Here is a 15,779-nt window from a genome sequence, read left to right on the forward strand (position 1 = left end):
CCAGGGGACGGGGGGTGGCCGGCGGCGGCCTTGCCGTAACGCTCGGCAACGCTATCGGCCTGGTATCCGACGCCTCAGTGCCCGACGCCTCAATGTCCGAGGCCAAGAATCCACCGTGCCAGACGGCTCGCCTCGCCCGGGGCGAGCTGAGGACTGGCGGGCATCGGAATGCTCCCCCATTTGCCGCGACTGCCCTCCGCAATGGTTCGTGCGAGATCGGCGGCGGCGCCAGGTTTTCCTTCGTAACGTTTGGCAATATCCCGGTAGGACGGCGCGAGCAACGTCCGGTCGACGGCGTGGCAGGTCATGCAATTGCGCTCGCGCGCGAGCTTTTCCATGGCTTGGGCGTTTTGCGTGTATTGCGCACCCGTGGCCGACGGCGACGGCGGGGTTGTCTGCGCGAGGGCAGCGCCCGCCGCGATCATCAGCCACGCACCGACCATCGCCCCGGCAGACTTGCCGTTGCTTGCCTTCATTCGATACTCCCCGATCGTTCACGGATCCCGATGCGAGGCTGCGTGGGTTGGACGTCCATGGGTGACGACGTTGGGCAGGTGCATCGATGCGCCATTATAAGACGGCGCGCACAATGCGCGACTCGGCACAAAGGCCCATGAAACAACGGCACCGTGGCCAGTGAGGCAAGCGGTGCCGTTCGTCTGTACACCGTCGCCGTCAGCCCGTGACCGCCCCCTTGTTGGCCGGTTGTGCCAGTGCGGCATACTTGGCCATGACGCCCCGGGTATAACGAGGTGCGGGCGCCTTCCACGCTGCGCGACGCCTTGCCAGTTCATCGTCCGGCACGTTCAGTTGCAACAGCAGCTTGTGCGCGTCGATGGTGATCGAGTCGCCTTCGTGCACGAGCGCAATCGTGCCGCCCACGAACGCTTCGGGCGCCACGTGTCCGACGACCATGCCCCACGTGCCGCCCGAAAACCGGCCGTCGGTGACGAAGCCGACCGTCTCGCCGAGTCCCTTGCCGATGATCGCCGACGTGGGCGCAAGCATTTCCGGCATGCCCGGCCCACCCTTCGGACCGAGGTAGCGCAGCACGAGCACGTCGCCGGCCTGGATCTTGTCGGCGAGGATCGCGTCCATCGCACTTTGCTCGTCGTCGAACACGCGCGCCGGGCCGGTGATGACCGGGTTCTTCAGGCCGGTGATCTTCGCGACCGCGCCGTCCTCGGCCAGGTTGCCCTTGAGGATGGCAAGATGGCCTTCCTTGTACAGCGCCTTGTCGATGGGGAAGATCACGTGCTGGTCGGCGCGCGGTACCGACGGCACGTCCTTGAGTTCTTCCGCGAGGGTTCGGCCGGTGATCGTCATGCAATCGCCGTGCAGCAGGCCGGCGTCGAGCAGGATCTTGAGCACTTGCGGAATGCCGCCGGCCTTGTGCAGGTCGGTCGCCACGTATTTGCCCGACGGCTTCAGGTCGCACAGGACGGGTACGCGCTCGCGAATGCGCTCGAAGTCGTCAATGGTCCAATCGATGTCGGCGGCGTGCGCAATGGCGAGATAGTGCAGCACTGCGTTGGTGGAGCCGCCCGTGGCCATGATGAGCGCCACCGCATTTTCGATGGACTTGCGCGTGATGATGTCGCGCGGTTTGAGGTCGTTCTTGACCGCTTCGATCAGCACGCGCGCCGATTCGGCCGCCGAGTCGACCTTTTCCTGATCGGGGTTGGCCATCGTCGACGAATACAGCAACGACATGCCCAGCGCCTCGAACGACGAACTCATCGTGTTGGCCGTGTACATGCCCCCGCACGACCCGGTCGACGGACATGCATTCTTCTCGATGCCCTTGAAATCGGCCTCGGTCATACGCCCGGCGGTGAATTCGCCCACGGCCTCGAACGACGAGACAATAGTGAGATCCTTGCCCTTCCAGTGACCCGGCTTGATGGTGCCGCCGTAGACATAGATGCCCGGCACGTTGATGCGTGCCAGCGCGATCATGCCGCCCGGCATGTTCTTGTCGCAGCCGCCGATCACGACCACGCCGTCCATCCACTGCCCCTGCACGGCGGTCTCGATGCAGTCGGCAATGACTTCGCGCGAGACAAGCGAATATTTCATGCCCTCCGTGCCCATCGACATGCCGTCGGAAATGGTGGGGGTGCCGAACGTCTGCGGATTGGCCTGATGGGTCTTGATGGCATCGACGGCGGCGTCTGCCAGCCGCTGCAGCCCCGCGTTGCACGGGGTGATCGTCGAATGACCGTTGGCCACGCCGATCATCGGATTGTCGAAGTCTTCTTCCTTGTAGCCCAGCGCGTAGTACATCGAGCGGTTGGGCGAGCGTGCCACGCCTTGCGTGACGTTTCGCGAACGACGGTTGAATGCCATGACGGTCTCCTGTGAGGATGCACCACGCCACAGGCTACCGCAGCGTCGCGCACATGCGTTGTTGTATCACGCTGTCATGCCGGCGGCACACGCGTCATCCGAGCGCGCCGCTCAAGGTCATTGCTGCTTCACTACTGCGTCACTGTACGTCAACTTCTGCGCGGGAGCTGCCGCACGCACGGCCGCTCCCGTGATGCACGCCGATCGCACCGATTGCTTTGATCAGTCCAATCAGTCCAATCGGCGCTTTCGTCGCATTATCCGCGCTTGCCCAACTTCAGTTGCGACAGGTCGCGCACCGCGCCACGGTCGGCCGAGGTGGCCAACGCGGCGTAGGCTTGCAGCGCCTGCGAGACCACGCGTTCACGATTCGCCGGCTGCCATGCCTCGTCGCCACGCGCTTCCATGGCGGCGCGGCGGCGGGCCAGTTCGTCGTCGGACACGGCCAGATGCATCTTGCGCTGGGTGATGTCGATCTCGATCACGTCGCCGTCTTCCACCAGACCGATCATGCCGCCTTCGGCCGCTTCGGGCGAGGCGTGGCCGATCACCAGACCCGACGAGCCACCCGAGAAGCGGCCGTCCGTGAACAAGGCGCAGGTCTTGCCCAGGCCCTTCGACTTCAGGTACGACGTCGGGTACAGCATTTCCTGCATGCCCGGGCCGCCCTTCGGGCCTTCGTAACGGATCACGACCACGTCGCCCGCCTGCACCTGGTCGCCCAGAATGGCGTCGACGGCATCGTCCTGGCTCTCAAACACGCGCGCACGGCCCGTGAAGACCCACTGCGATTCGTCGACGCCGGCCGTCTTCACAATACAGCCCTTTTCGGCGAGGTTGCCATACAACACGGCCAGGCCGCCGTCCTTCGTATAGGCGTGTTCCTTGTCGCGGATACATCCGGTTTCCCGGTTCAGATCGAGCGACGGATAGACGGACGACTGACTGAAGGCGATGGTCGTGGGCACACCGCCGGGGGCGGCGCTGTAGAACGTGTGCGCCTTGTCGCCCGCGTCGGCGGCCACATCCCACTGCGCGATGGCGTTGCCGAGCGTGCCGCTGTGCACGTTGCCGCAAGATGTATCGAGCAGCCCGCCGCGCGCGAGTTCACCCAGAATGCCGATGATGCCGCCCGCACGGTGCACGTCTTCGATGTGGTACTTGTCGGTCGCCGGGGCCGCCTTGCACAGGCAGGGAACCTTGCGCGAGATGCGGTCGATGTCGGCCATCTTGAAGTCGACGCCCGCTTCCTGCGCGGCGGCGAGCAGGTGCAGCACCGTGTTGGTCGAGCCGCCCATGGCCACGTCGAGCGCCATGGCGTTTTCGAAGGCGGCCTTGGTCGCGATGTTGCGCGGCAGCACCGAGGCGTCGTCTTCCTGGTAATAGCGACGGCACAGATCGACCACGAGACGGCCGGCCTGCTCGAACAGCCCGCGGCGCCAGGCGTGCGTGGCGACGATGGTGCCGTTGCCCGGCAACGCGAGACCAATGGCTTCGGTCAGGCAGTTCATCGAGTTGGCGGTGAACATGCCCGAGCACGAACCGCACGTCGGGCAGGCGCTGCGCTCGATTTCCGCGACTTCGGCGTCGCTCACCTTCGGGTCGGCCGCCTTGATCATGGCGTCGATCAGGTCGATCTTGGCGATGACCTGGCCGTCGCCATTCTTGACCTTGCCCGCTTCCATCGGACCGCCCGAGACGAACACGACCGGAATGTTCAGGCGCATGGCGGCCATGAGCATGCCCGGGGTGATCTTGTCGCAGTTCGAGATGCAGACCATGGCATCGGCGCAGTGCGCGTTGACCATGTATTCCACCGAGTCGGCGATCAGCTCGCGCGACGGCAGCGAGTACAGCATGCCGCCGTGACCCATGGCGATGCCGTCGTCCACGGCGATGGTGTTGAATTCCTTCGCCACACCGCCGGCCGCCTCGATCTCCTTGGCGACCACAGCGCCCAGATCGCGCAGGTGCACGTGACCCGGCACGAATTGCGTGAAGGAGTTGACCACGGCGATGATCGGCTTGCCGAAGTCGTCGTCTTTCATGCCGGTGGCGCGCCACAGGGCGCGGGCGCCGGCCATGTTGCGGCCGTGGGTCGAGGTGCGGGAACGGTATTGAGGCATGGTCGTCTCTGGAACGCTGTGCTTGTGGGATGAACGAAATACGGGGCCGCCAGGCGACATTCGGTCTGAGTTCGCTCTGGATTCGGTCTGGACTTGCGCGTGGCTGGGCAAAGCCGCCATGGCCGCGTGGCACGCCAGCGTCGGCCGGACGTCAAGATTCGTCTTTCCTTGAATGCTTGTCAAATATATTATTTGACTCGGATTGAGTCGAAAAACATATCATGGATCTCCGTCAACTCAGGTACTTCGTCGCGGTGGCCGAAGAGCGGCATTTCGGCCGTGCGGCCCAGCGTCTGTCGATGACCCAGCCCCCGCTCTCGCAGCAGATCCGGGCGCTGGAGGCGTCGCTGGGGGCGCCGCTTTTCGTGCGAACCAACCGGTCGGTGGAGTTGACGGCCGTGGGCCGGCAACTACTGCCCGAGGTGCGGCGCATTCTGGCGGACGCCGACGCGCTGCCCGCGTTCGCACAGGGACTGGCGCATGGGGAGGTCGGCACGCTCTCGCTAGGCTTCGTCTCCACGGCGGACTATGGCATTCTGCCGCCGCTGCTGCGCGAGTTCGGCGAGCGCTATCCGCGCGTGCGTCTGCAACTGCTCGAAGCGACGAGCGACGTGCAAGTCGAGGCGCTCATGGATGGACGCATCGACGCCGGTCTTTTCATCCCGCCGGTGCCTGCCCGTTACGTCAACGAACTGTCCTATCTGCCGATCGTGCGCGAACCGCTGATGCTGGCGTTGCCGGCGGGGCGGGGCATGGCTACCGGCGACGACACCGCTGCCGACGCCCAGCCGGGCGCCCCGGTCAGTCTGGCCGACTTTGCCGACGAGCCGCTCGTCATCTTCCCACGGCGCGTGGCGCCGGCGTTCTACGACATCATCATGGGCTGCTACGCCGCACTTGGCCTCACGCCGCGCGTGGGGCAGGAGGCCATTCAAATGCAGACCATCGTGAGCCTGGTGTCGGCGGGCATGGGCGTGGCCCTGGTGCCGCAATCGCTGTGCCATCTGCGCCGCACCGGCGTGACCTATCGCGCGCTGTGCGAAACGAGCACCCTCATCGAGACGGGCCTGCTCTGGCGCACGGCCGAAGTCACCCCTGTCCTCGAAGGATTTCTCGAAACGGCGCGCGCTGTGGCCCATACACCACCGGGGGCAACGCTGACGAACTGAAGGTCGCGGTGATTGGCGGCGCCTGCCAGGCTGCCGCGATAGGGGGCGCTCGTGGTATTGTGCTGCCCATCCCAACGCCTGCCGGTTCGGTTTTCCTGGCGAGCTGTCGCTGGCGTGCCACTCGACGGCAGCAATGGGTTGCCTTGAGCGCTCATCCGCCCTCCGACGGAACTTTTGTTCACGAATCGATTCTTCTGATCCATGCTGATTCATCCTCAATTCGACCCGGTCGCGATTCATCTCGGCCCGCTCGCCATCCGCTGGTACGGCCTGATGTATCTGGTCGGCTTCATTCTGTTCCTGGTCGTGGGGCGCGTGCGCGTGCGCCAGCCGTCCATCGCCGCGCAAGGCTGGAAGGTGCAGGATCTCGACGATATGCTGTTCTATGGCGTGCTCGGGGTGATTCTTGGCGGACGTCTCGGCTACGTACTCTTCTATAAGCCAGCGTTTTATCTGGCGAATCCGATCGACATCTTCAAGGTGTGGGAAGGCGGCATGTCGTTCCACGGCGGCTTCCTTGGCGTGCTCGTCGCGATGTGGCTGTTCACCCGCCGTCGTGGCCATTCGCTGCTTGAAGGCACCGATCTCATCGCACCGATGATCCCGCTGGGGCTCGCCGCCGGTCGTCTGGGCAACTTCATCAACGGCGAATTGTGGGGGCGCGTGACGTCACCCGATTCGCGCTTCGCAATGTTGTTCCCGCAATCGGCGGGCGAAGACGTTCAGTGGGCGATGGCGCATCCGCAGGCGATGGCCGATCAGGCGATGGCGGCGGTGTTCGCGCAATTCCACGGGCTGCCTCGCTATCCGTCGCAGTTGTTCGAATTCGCGCTCGAAGGCGTGGCGCTGTTCCTGCTGTTGTGGTTCTTCGCGCGACGCGCGAGGCCGGTGGGCGCGGTGTCCGCCATGTTCCTGGTGGGCTACGGCGTCTTCCGCTTCCTCGCGGAATTCACGCGTGAGCCCGATGCGTTCCTCGGCTTGCTCTCGTTCGGGCTGTCGATGGGCCAATGGCTGTCGATGCCGATGATCGTCGCGGGCGTCATCATGCTCGTGTGGGCGTATCGCCGCCGGCCAGCGCGGTCTCGCGCCTAAGGCGTCGGCAGGCGCTGCGCTACAGAGAATCAGGCAACGGGCCGCCGGAGAGGTTTCCTCCGGCGGCCCGTTGGCTTTTGGGGCAGGCTTCAGCTCGCCTTGCGCTCGAGCGCGCGCAAAGAGGCCATCAGATCGGCGAAGCGCTCGCCCTGCACGGTGACGTGGCCGCGAAGCTGTTCCGATGCCGCGTCGGCATCGCCCGCTTCAATGGCGCGGAACACGGCGTCATGTTCGGAGAACGATTGGTTCGGCCGGTCGCGTACGCGCAGTTGCAAGCGGCGGTACACGCGCAGGCGTCGGTGCAGCTGCAACGCCGTTTCCTGAAGATAGGTGTTGTGACTGGCCTGATAAATCAACGCGTGGAAATGCGCGTTGACTTCGTAATAAGTGTCGATGTTCCGGGCCTCGGCCGCCGCCCGGCTGGCCTCGTGCGTCTCGCGCAACTCGGCCAGTTCCTCTTCGGTGATGCGGCGCGCGGCGAGGCGTCCGCACATCGATTCGAGTTCCGCCATCACTTCGAACATCTCGCATAACCGCTGCGGGTCGATTTGCGCGACCACGGCGCCCCGGCGAGGACGAATCTCGATGACCCCCGACGACGCCAATTGAATCAACGCCTCGCGCAGGGGCGTGCGCGACACGCCGAACGCGCTCGCCAGTTCGACCTCGTCGAGCCGCATGCCGGGCGGGTACTCGCCCACGGCAATCTTCTCCTCGATCGCCTGGCGCAGCGCTTCCGATCGCTTCGGTTTTACGGTCATGACGCTCTCGCTGGGTCGTGTTTCGGTCCCGTCGCACGGGGCTCAGTCGGATTCATGGTTGTCAAAGTAACGCTTGAAGCCTGCCTTGAAGATCGGGGTATACGCCGAAAATGTATTTTTTTGATGGTCAGTTTGTATACACGATTCTGGATTGACTATACGATTTCATCCCGAGAGCGGCAACTCGCGCACTCGAAATACCAAAAATCAAAGCAGTCATCCGTACATGCAGTGCCGGCGAACCGGTGGTGCACCCGCGGCGGGAAGCAAAACCCGCAGCGGGCGATGTCAGGCACCGGGCTTCGCTGGTTCACCACTGACAGAAGTGACAGGAGACGCCATGGAGACAAATCATTCCCCGCTGCGGCGGCAACTCATGCTCGGCGCCGCATCGGCACTCGCCACCGGCGGCCTGGCCAGCCCATGGGGCAACGCATTCGCGCAGTCCGGCCCACTCAAGATTTCCCATCAGTTCCCCGGCGGCACACTCACCGAAGGCGACTTCCGCGACCGGCTCTGCCGCAAGTTCGCGCAGGAAGTTGAGAAGCGTACCCACGGCGCGCTGAAGTTCCAGGTCTATCCGGGCAGTTCGCTCATGAAGACCAATGCGCAGTTCTCGGCGCTGCGTCGCGGGGCTCTCGATCTTTCGCTCTATCCGCTGCCCTATGCGGGTGGGGAAGTGCGCGAACTCAACATCGGGCTGATGCCGGGGCTGGTGACGTCATATGCGCAGGGCGCTGCGTGGCGCCACGGCGAAATCGGCAAGGTGCTCACCGACGTGCTGGCCGAGAAGAACGTCGTGATCGTGAGCTGGGTCTGGCAGGCGGGCGGCGTTGCGAGCCGCGCCAAGCCGCTCGTTTCGCCCGACGACGCCAAGGGGCTCAAGGTGCGCGGTGGCAGCCGCGAGATGGACATGATGCTCAAAGAGGCCGGCGCGGCCGTCATCTCGCTGCCGTCGAACGAACTCTACGCCGCCATGCAGACGGGCGCGATGGACGCGGCGATGACTTCATCGACGAGCCTGATGTCATTCCGTCTCGAGGAGGTATCGAAGCATCTGACCACCGGGCGCAACAAGTCGTATTGGTTCATGCTCGAACCGCTGTTGATGTCCAAGCAGGTCTTCGACAAGCTACCCAAGGACCAACAGCAGGCGATCCTGCAAGTGGGGGCCGAACTCGAGTCGTTCGGCACCGAAGCCGCCAAGGCCGACGATGCGCAGATTGCCAGCGTCTATACCAAGGCCGGTGCGAAGGTCTACGACCTCGACGAGGCAACGGTGATGAAGTGGCGCGACATCGCACGGCGCACCGCGTGGAAGGACTACGCGGGCCGATCCGACACCTGCGCGAAACTGCTCGCGCTCGCCCAGCAGGTGCCTGCATGAGTGGGGCCGCCGTGAGCACGGAACCGGCGGCGGCCCGTACTCGCCTGCTGCGGCGGCTCGATGCCTTGTTACAGGGCGTGAGTCGTCTGCTCATGGTCGTGTGCATGTTGGCGCTGGTCGGGGCCGCGCTCGTGCTCAGTTACAGCGTGTTCGCGCGGCACGTGCTCAAGCTCGCCACCGACTGGCAGGACGAAGCCGCTGTGTTCCTGCTGGTCGGCGCGACCTTCGTCTCCGCCGCGCATGTGCAGCATTTGCGTGGGCATATCGGCATCGAAGCGATCACGACCTTGCTCTCGCCGCGCGTGAACCGGGTGCGGCGCTGGTGCGTGGACATGGTCTCGTTCGCGTTCTGCGGCTTCTTTGCATGGAAGTCGTGGACGCTGTTCTGGGAGGCCTATGTCGATGGCCAGACGAGCAGTTCGACGTGGGGGCCGCCCCTGTCGATTCCGTATGGCCTGATGGCCTTCGGCATGACGTTGCTCACGGTGCAATTGCTATTGCAGGTGGCGATTGGCGCTGGCGAAATGGGAAAACCTGCGGGCCATGACGCCCCGCTCGGATCGGATCGTACGGGAGGGCATGCATGAGCGAACTCGGTATCGGATTGCTCTATGGTGGCGCGACGCTCGTCGCCATGTTCTCGGGCATGCCCATCGCATTTGCCCTGGGCGCCGTGGCGGTGGCGTTCATGCTCGGCTTCATGCCGGTCTCGTCGCTCGATACGATCACGCAGAACGTCTATGAGGAGATGGCGAGCATTACGCTGCTCTCGATTCCGCTGTTCATTCTGAAGGGGGCCGCCATCGGCAAGTCACGCGCGGGCCAGGACCTCTATCTGGCATTGCACGCGTGGATGCGCCGGATTCCGGGCGGTCTGGGCATCGCCAATGTGTTCGCCTGCGGGCTGTTCGCCGCGATGGCCGGATCGAGCCCGGCGACGTGCTCCGCCATCGGCAGTGCAGGAATTCCGGAGATGCGCCAGCGCGGCTATTCGCCGGGATTCGCCGCGGGGATCATCGCGGCGGGCGGAACGCTGGGCATTCTGCTTCCGCCGTCGATCACGATGATTCTCTACGCGGTGGCCGCCGAGCAGTCGCTCGGGCGGCTGTTCCTCGCCGGTATCGTGCCCGCGCTGCTGTTGGTGGGGCTGTTCTCGTGCTATGCGGCGTGGCGCTACCGACACGAGTACGCGTGCGCGCAAGTGGCCCTCGCCCGCGACGGCACGCCGTCGCCGTTCCCGAGCGAGCCGCCGGCCACGATGCGCGAGAAGCTGGCGCTGTTGCCGCGCGTGCTGCCGTTCGTGACGCTGCTCATCGGCGTGATGGCGGCGCTCTACGGCGGCTATGCCACGCCGTCGGAGACGGCTGGCCTCGGCGGCCTGCTGGCGTTGGGGCTGATCGCCGTGATCTATCGGATGTGGAACCCGCGCCAGCTTGCGCCGATTCTGTCCGGCACGTTGCGCGAGTCGACCATGCTGATGTTCATCATCGGCATGTCGTTGCTTTATTCGTACGTGATGAGCTATCTGCACATCAGCCAGTCGGCGGCGCAATGGATCGTGGGGCTGCATTTGTCGCGCTGGGTGCTGCTCACGGCGATTCTGCTGATGGTGGTCGTGCTCGGCTTCTTTCTGCCGCCGGTCAGCATCATCCTGATGACCGCGCCGATCATCCTGCCGCCGCTGCGGGCCGCCGGCTTTGACCTGGTGTGGTTCGGCGTGGTGATGACGATCGTCATGGAATTGGGGTTGATTCATCCGCCCGTAGGACTCAACATCTTCGTCATCAAGAATACCGCGCCCGATATCGCGTTGCGCGACATCGTGTGGGGCGTGATGCCGTTTGTGGTGTTGATGGTGCTGGCCGTCGTCCTCATCTGTGCGTTGCCCGGCTTGTCGCTGTGGTTGCCGGATCGACTGATGGGATGAGAGCGCTTTCACGAAATGCGGCAATATTCGCCGGAGGGTGCGTCATCGCCGTATAGCCGGTGTGCTTGCCTACCCGGGCGCAATGTCAGGAAGCCATGAAGGATGAGCCAATCATGTCAGCCATGTCCGTTCCCGTCTCGTTGAGTCCGTCGGCGATGGACTCAACGATGGCCGCGTCGTCTACCGCCATGGCCTCGTCCTCGCCATCCTCGTCGTCGCCTTCCCAACCGGGGCGGGACACGCCCGAGACCGTGACTGACGTGAGCGCGCCGGTACCGTCGCCCAAGCCGTCGCTCGGGGCGCGCCTCGGACAGTGGTTCGGCCGCGGCGGCGGTAAATCGGGGGGCAGGGCGGCGGGCCGAAGGATGGCAAGGACGGCAAAGGGAGCGCCAAGGTCACGCCGGCAACGCTGTCGCCACGTGCGCAGAACGCGCTGCGGCGGCAGTTGACGCTGTGCCTGTCGGCGCGGTTGACGGACTCCGCCGCCAACGACGCCGCGCGCGATTTCATGACGCGCTACACCGCGGCGTCGCCCGACATGCAACTGGCGCTGCTCGCGGTCGTCGCCGACGCTTGTGCGAGCGACGGCTCCCCGGGTGCCGAGGTCGGCAGGGACGGCGACGGAGCCAGTGCCAGACGCGCGGCCAGCGGGTTGGCCGGTGCGCTCGGCAGTGCGCGTGTGCGCTTTCTCAAGCGCTTCAATGCGCTGCCCGATGGCCTGCCGTTCCTCGTGCGCTGGCGCGCCGACATGCTGGAACACCGCGTGGTGTTGCCCGGACTCGCGGCGCTCGAAGAGGATCTCGGCAGTCTCTTTTCGACATGGTTCGACGTCGGACTGCTGGAGTTGCATCCGATCACGTGGGATTCGCCGGCGTCGCTGCTCGAAAAGCTCATGCGCTACGAAGCGGTGCATGAGATTTCGTCGTGGGCGGATCTGCGCAACCGGCTCGATTCCGACCGCCGTTGCTATGCGTTCTTTCATCCGCGCATGCCGCGCGAGCCGCTGATCTTCGTTGAAGTGGCGTTTGTGCCCGAGATGGCCGCCGATGTGCATTCGCTGCTCGACGAGAAGGCGCCGCTCGAGGATCTGCGTCGCGTGCGCTGGGCGATCTTCTATTCGATCTCGAACACGCAGCCCGGCCTGCGCGGGGTGAGCTTCGGCAACTTCCTGCTCAAGCGCGTGATCGACGAACTGCAAGTCGATTTTCCGAAGCTGCGCAATTTTGCGACGCTCTCCCCGATTCCGGGGTTCAACGACTGGCTCAAGTCGTTGTCGACCCAGGCGCTTGCGCAAGTGCTTGGCCCAAAGCGGGCGAAGCTGCTGGGGCAGGAGGGGGCGCCGGCGCCCGATGCCTCCGGCGCGCAGATGGTGGCGTGGTTGCAGGCCTCTGCCGAGCGCAAGGGCGCGCAAGCGTTGCAGCGCAGTCTTGGCGAAGCGCTGGCCGCGCACTACCTGGCGCGCGAAACCGTGCGGGGACAGCCGCGCGATCCGGTCGCGCGGTTCCATCTTGGCAACGGCGCGCGAGTGGAGCGCATCAACTGGCATGCCGATCTTTCGAAGAAGGGCGCGAAGCAGTCGTGCGGCATGATGGTCAATTATCTTTACGAGCCCGACGAACTCGACGCCAACCTTCAACGTCTCATCGACGGCGAACCCGCGCTCGGACGCGCCGTGGCGCGCCGGCTATGAATATGAGGACGTTCCCGTATGCCTACTGCTATTCACGCCCATCAACCGCACGGAGGAACGCGTGAGTGAAGTCCTGCGCGACGACCGTTCGCTAGACGACGGATGGGTGACGCTGACGCTGTCGAATCCCGGCAAGCTCAACGCAATTTCGGTCGCCATGTGGCGCGCGCTGCGCGCGCATCTGCAAGCGCTCGACGAAGACGCGCGCGTGCGCGCCATCGTCATTCGCGGGGCGCAAGGCCACTTCGCGGCCGGGGCGGATATCGAGGAGTTTCCGGTCGAGCGCGGCAGCTACGACGCGCTGCGTCGCTATCACGGCGAGGTCATCGGGCCGACGCTCGACGCCTTGGCCCATTGTCGGCATCCGAGCGTCGCGCTGATCGAGGGGGTTTGCGTGGGCGGCGGCCTGGAGATCGCGGCGCATTGCGACTTGCGCATTGCCGGGGAGGGCGCTCGTTTCGGTGTGCCGATCAACAAGCTCGGCTTTCCAATGGCGCCCGGCGAACTGCGCGGCGTGCTCGCCCTGGCAGGCCGCGCGACAACGCTCGAAATCCTGCTGGAGGGGCGCGTCTTTGGCGCGGCGGAGGCGCGCGAGAAAGGACTGCTCACGCGCGTGGTGGCCGACGACGTGGTGGAACACGAGGGCTATGCGTGCGCGCGGCGTCTCGCCGCCGGTGCGCCGTTGGCCGCCCAACTGAACAAATGGCTGATCGCCCGGTTGGCACCGACCGTGCCGCCGTTGTCCGAGGCCGAATGGCAAAATGCGTTTTCGTATTGGGATTCGCGCGATCACCGCGAAGGGGTGGCGGCATTCCTCGAGAAGCGCCCGCCTGACTTTTGCGGACGGTGAGCGACGCCACGTCGTCGCTGCTTTTTTTCCAGTCAACGCATCCACTGTTTCAAATCCGGTTCTGTTTATGACGCAAGACACCAATCTCTACCGAATTTTTGCCGAGCGCTTTCCCGCCGATAAATCGGCGTGCGCAATCGAGACGCCCGAAGGGCTCTATTACAGTTGGGACGACGTCGAGCGCGCGAGCGCGCGCATGGCGAACCTGCTCGCGAGTCTCGACCTGACCCCCGGCGCACGCATTGCCGTGCAGGTCGAAAAGTCGCCCGAAGCGCTACTGCTCTACCTCGCCACCTTGCGCGCGGGGTTCGTGTATCTGCCGCTGAATACGGCATATCGCGAGGGCGAGATCGCTTACTTCGTCGAGAACGCCGCGCCGGATGTCGTGGTGTGCAGTCCGGCAAATTTCGGCTGGGTGTCGAAGGTCGCATTCACGAACGGTGCGAAGCATGTCTATACGCTCGGAGACGATCGTACGGGTTCGCTGCTGGAGCGCGCGGCGTGGTTCGACGATACCTTCGAGACTGTGCCGCGTGCGCCGGACGATCTCGCCGCCATTCTGTACACGTCGGGCACGACGGGCCGCAGCAAGGGGGCCATGCTCTCTCACGGCAACCTCGCGAGCAACGCCCGCGTGTTGCACGAGTTCTGGGGATGGGGCGAGCGCGAGGGCGGCGACGTGCTACTGCATGCGCTGCCGATTTTCCACGTGCACGGGCTGTTCGTCGCGAGCCACGCGGCGCTGTATTCCGGCAGTAAGATGATCTGGATGGCGAAGTTCGATGCGCGCGAAGTGCTGCATCAACTTTCGCATGCCACGGTGTTCATGGGCGTGCCGACGTATTACGTCCGGCTGCTGGCGGAGGCGGGGCTCGATCGCGAGGCGTGTCGCAACATGCGGCTCTTCATTTCGGGCTCGGCACCGCTGTTGAGCGAGACGTTTGACGCGTTCCGCGAGCGCACCGGGCACACGATTCTGGAGCGTTACGGCATGTCCGAGACGGTCATGCTCATCTCGAACCCATACCGTGGCGATGCGGCGAGCGTGCGCCGCGCGGGTACGGTTGGCGTGCCGCTGCCGGGGGTGACGGTACGCGTGGTCGGCGACGACATGCAACCATGCCGTTCCGGCGAGATCGGTCACATCCAGGTCAAGGGGCCGAACGTTTTCGCCGGGTACTGGCGCATGCCGGAGAAGACCGCGGAAGAGTTCACCGACGACGGTTTCTTCAAGACGGGTGACGTTGGCAAGTTCGACGAGGACGGCTATGTGCACATCGTCGGTCGCTCGAAGGATCTCATCATCTCGGGCGGCTACAACGTCTATCCGAAGGAAATCGAGGGCTTCATCGACGAGATGGACGGCGTGGCCGAGTCGGCGGTGATTGGTGTTCCGCACCCGGACTTCGGTGAGGCGGTGGTGGCCGTCATCGTGCCGCGCGACGGCGCAAAGGCACCCGACGAACGAACGGTCATCGACACGCTCAAGCAGCGTATCGCCAACTTCAAGGTGCCCAAGCGCGTGCACGTCGTCGCCGAATTGCCGCGCAATACGATGGGCAAGGTGCAAAAGAACTTGCTGCGTGAGCGCTTCAAGTAAGCGCTCACGCAGCGTCGCGCGTCGGTCGTCCAATATCGAACGTAAAAGAATGCCGCCCTCGATGGGGCGGCATGATAACTCACCTGACAACGTGCCGGCCCGCGCGACTTACTTCATCTGCACTGTGCCCGAGACCGTCACGGTCACTTGCGTTTTGCCGCCTTCGAGCTGCATCGGCGGCGCGGCGTCGGCGCCCGCACTCATGGCCATTGCCTTCATCGCGTACGGACGCGGCATCATCGGCGCGTTCGCACCGACCTGCACCTGACGGATCGAGTAGCTGCTGTAGCCGAAGGCCTTCGTGTTGTTCTGCGCCTGATCGCGGAACGCCTGGATGGCCTGATTCGTCAGCTCGGCCTGGGTCTTCTCCTGCGCTTCACGCGAAAGCGAGAACGACACGCCGTCCATCTGCATCTGGTTCGAGATCTGGCTGGCGAGACGCGATGCGGCACCGAAATCCTTCGATGTCATTTGCAGTTCGGTGCGGCCTCGCCATGCGGTGATCTTGCCGTCGCGGTTGGTCGTCGGGTAGAGCGAGACGCTACCGGTCTGAACCTGCACGGCATTCTGGCCCTTGGCCACGGACATCGCGCTGTTGGCCTTCTGCGTGAGATTGCGCGACACGGTCGCGGCGTCGGCGCCTTGCTCCTGCGCGGACATCGTGATGTGAACGGTGTCCTGCTCGACCTCCTTCGTGGCGTGGGCTTCAAGGCCCAGCACGCCCGAGAGCTGGCGGTTGGCATCGTCACCCGATTGGGCGTAGGCGGCATTGGCGGCGGTGGCGATCAGCAGCGCTGCGGCGAGGGATTTGCGCATCGTATTGTCCTT

Annotated in this window: 14 protein-coding genes; 8 read left to right on the forward strand and 6 right to left on the reverse strand. The window is 64.7% G+C overall.

Annotated elements, in window-relative coordinates; all coding sequences use genetic code 11:
• Nucleotides 1-89 precede the first annotated feature (89 nt).
• The 3 genes from DRB87_RS05565 to ilvD (DRB87_RS05575) all read right to left on the reverse strand — a co-directional run bounded on the left by DRB87_RS05565 (nucleotide 90) and on the right by ilvD (DRB87_RS05575) (nucleotide 4,475).
• Nucleotides 90-476 carry a c-type cytochrome gene (locus DRB87_RS05565; RefSeq protein WP_240756195.1) on the reverse strand — a complete coding sequence of 129 codons (387 nt, stop codon included), beginning with the start codon at nucleotides 474-476 and terminating at the stop codon, nucleotides 90-92.
• 199 nt (nucleotides 477-675) lie between these two features.
• The gene (gene ilvD / locus DRB87_RS05570; RefSeq protein ID WP_130025178.1) at nucleotides 676-2,349 is read right to left on the reverse strand and encodes a dihydroxy-acid dehydratase; all 1,674 of its coding nucleotides are present in this window, start codon (nucleotides 2,347-2,349) and stop codon (nucleotides 676-678) included.
• A gap of 257 nt (nucleotides 2,350-2,606) precedes the next feature.
• Nucleotides 2,607-4,475 carry a dihydroxy-acid dehydratase gene (ilvD, locus tag DRB87_RS05575; protein ID WP_130025179.1) on the reverse strand — a complete coding sequence of 623 codons (1,869 nt, stop codon included), beginning with the start codon at nucleotides 4,473-4,475 and terminating at the stop codon, nucleotides 2,607-2,609.
• 221 nt (nucleotides 4,476-4,696) lie between these two features.
• Here ilvD (DRB87_RS05575) and DRB87_RS05580 point away from each other — a divergent pair, with 221 nt between their 5' ends.
• Entirely contained in the window at nucleotides 4,697-5,644 is a 948-nt protein-coding gene (locus DRB87_RS05580; RefSeq protein WP_130025180.1) for a LysR family transcriptional regulator, read from the forward strand.
• 201 nt (nucleotides 5,645-5,845) lie between these two features.
• Entirely contained in the window at nucleotides 5,846-6,736 is an 891-nt protein-coding gene (gene lgt, locus DRB87_RS05585; RefSeq protein ID WP_130025181.1) for a prolipoprotein diacylglyceryl transferase, read from the forward strand.
• A gap of 89 nt (nucleotides 6,737-6,825) precedes the next feature.
• On the opposite strand, the gene DRB87_RS05590 is transcribed toward lgt, so the two are convergent.
• Nucleotides 6,826-7,497: a GntR family transcriptional regulator gene (locus tag DRB87_RS05590; protein WP_130025182.1), complete on the reverse strand. Its 672-nt coding sequence runs from the start codon at nucleotides 7,495-7,497 to the stop codon at nucleotides 6,826-6,828.
• A gap of 340 nt (nucleotides 7,498-7,837) precedes the next feature.
• On the opposite strand from DRB87_RS05590, the gene dctP reads away from it, so the two are divergent.
• The 3 genes from dctP to DRB87_RS05605 are packed head-to-tail and all read left to right on the forward strand — an operon-like array spanning nucleotide 7,838 to nucleotide 10,811.
• On the forward strand, nucleotides 7,838-8,884 hold the full coding sequence (dctP, locus tag DRB87_RS05595; protein ID WP_017235571.1) for a TRAP transporter substrate-binding protein DctP: 1,047 nt from the start codon (nucleotides 7,838-7,840) through the stop codon (nucleotides 8,882-8,884).
• Nucleotides 8,881-9,471, forward strand: a complete 591-nt coding sequence (locus tag DRB87_RS05600) for a TRAP transporter small permease (RefSeq protein ID WP_130025183.1) — start codon at nucleotides 8,881-8,883, stop codon at nucleotides 9,469-9,471. The genes dctP and DRB87_RS05600 overlap by 4 nt, the downstream gene beginning before the upstream one ends.
• Nucleotides 9,468-10,811 (forward strand): TRAP transporter large permease, encoded by a 1,344-nt coding sequence (locus DRB87_RS05605; protein ID WP_130025184.1) that lies wholly within the window; start codon nucleotides 9,468-9,470, stop codon nucleotides 10,809-10,811. The genes DRB87_RS05600 and DRB87_RS05605 overlap by 4 nt, the downstream gene beginning before the upstream one ends.
• An 85-nt stretch (nucleotides 10,812-10,896) precedes the next feature.
• Here the strand turns inward: DRB87_RS05605 and DRB87_RS22960 are convergent, their stop codons facing one another.
• Entirely contained in the window at nucleotides 10,897-11,097 is a 201-nt protein-coding gene (locus DRB87_RS22960; RefSeq protein ID WP_165385206.1) for a hypothetical protein, read from the reverse strand.
• 222 nt (nucleotides 11,098-11,319) lie between these two features.
• Here DRB87_RS22960 and DRB87_RS05610 point away from each other — a divergent pair, with 222 nt between their 5' ends.
• The 3 genes from DRB87_RS05610 (at nucleotide 11,320) to DRB87_RS05620 (ending at nucleotide 14,951) form a co-directional block, all read left to right on the forward strand.
• Nucleotides 11,320-12,501 carry a malonyl-CoA decarboxylase domain-containing protein gene (locus DRB87_RS05610; protein ID WP_370363582.1) on the forward strand — a complete coding sequence of 394 codons (1,182 nt, stop codon included), beginning with the start codon at nucleotides 11,320-11,322 and terminating at the stop codon, nucleotides 12,499-12,501.
• Between the two features lie 61 nt (nucleotides 12,502-12,562).
• Nucleotides 12,563-13,351: an enoyl-CoA hydratase/isomerase family protein gene (locus DRB87_RS05615; RefSeq protein WP_240756196.1), complete on the forward strand. Its 789-nt coding sequence runs from the start codon at nucleotides 12,563-12,565 to the stop codon at nucleotides 13,349-13,351.
• A 67-nt stretch (nucleotides 13,352-13,418) separates the two neighbouring features.
• Entirely contained in the window at nucleotides 13,419-14,951 is a 1,533-nt protein-coding gene (locus DRB87_RS05620) for a malonyl-CoA synthase (protein ID WP_130025185.1), read from the forward strand.
• 108 nt (nucleotides 14,952-15,059) lie between these two features.
• Here DRB87_RS05620 and DRB87_RS05625 read toward each other — a convergent pair whose 3' ends face one another.
• The gene (locus DRB87_RS05625) at nucleotides 15,060-15,767 is read right to left on the reverse strand and encodes an SIMPL domain-containing protein (RefSeq protein ID WP_130025186.1); all 708 of its coding nucleotides are present in this window, start codon (nucleotides 15,765-15,767) and stop codon (nucleotides 15,060-15,062) included.
• Nucleotides 15,768-15,779: the final 12 nt, after the last annotated feature.

Source organism: Pandoraea sp. XY-2, from assembly GCF_004193915.1.
Lineage (GTDB): Bacteria > Pseudomonadota > Gammaproteobacteria > Burkholderiales > Burkholderiaceae > Pandoraea > Pandoraea cepalis.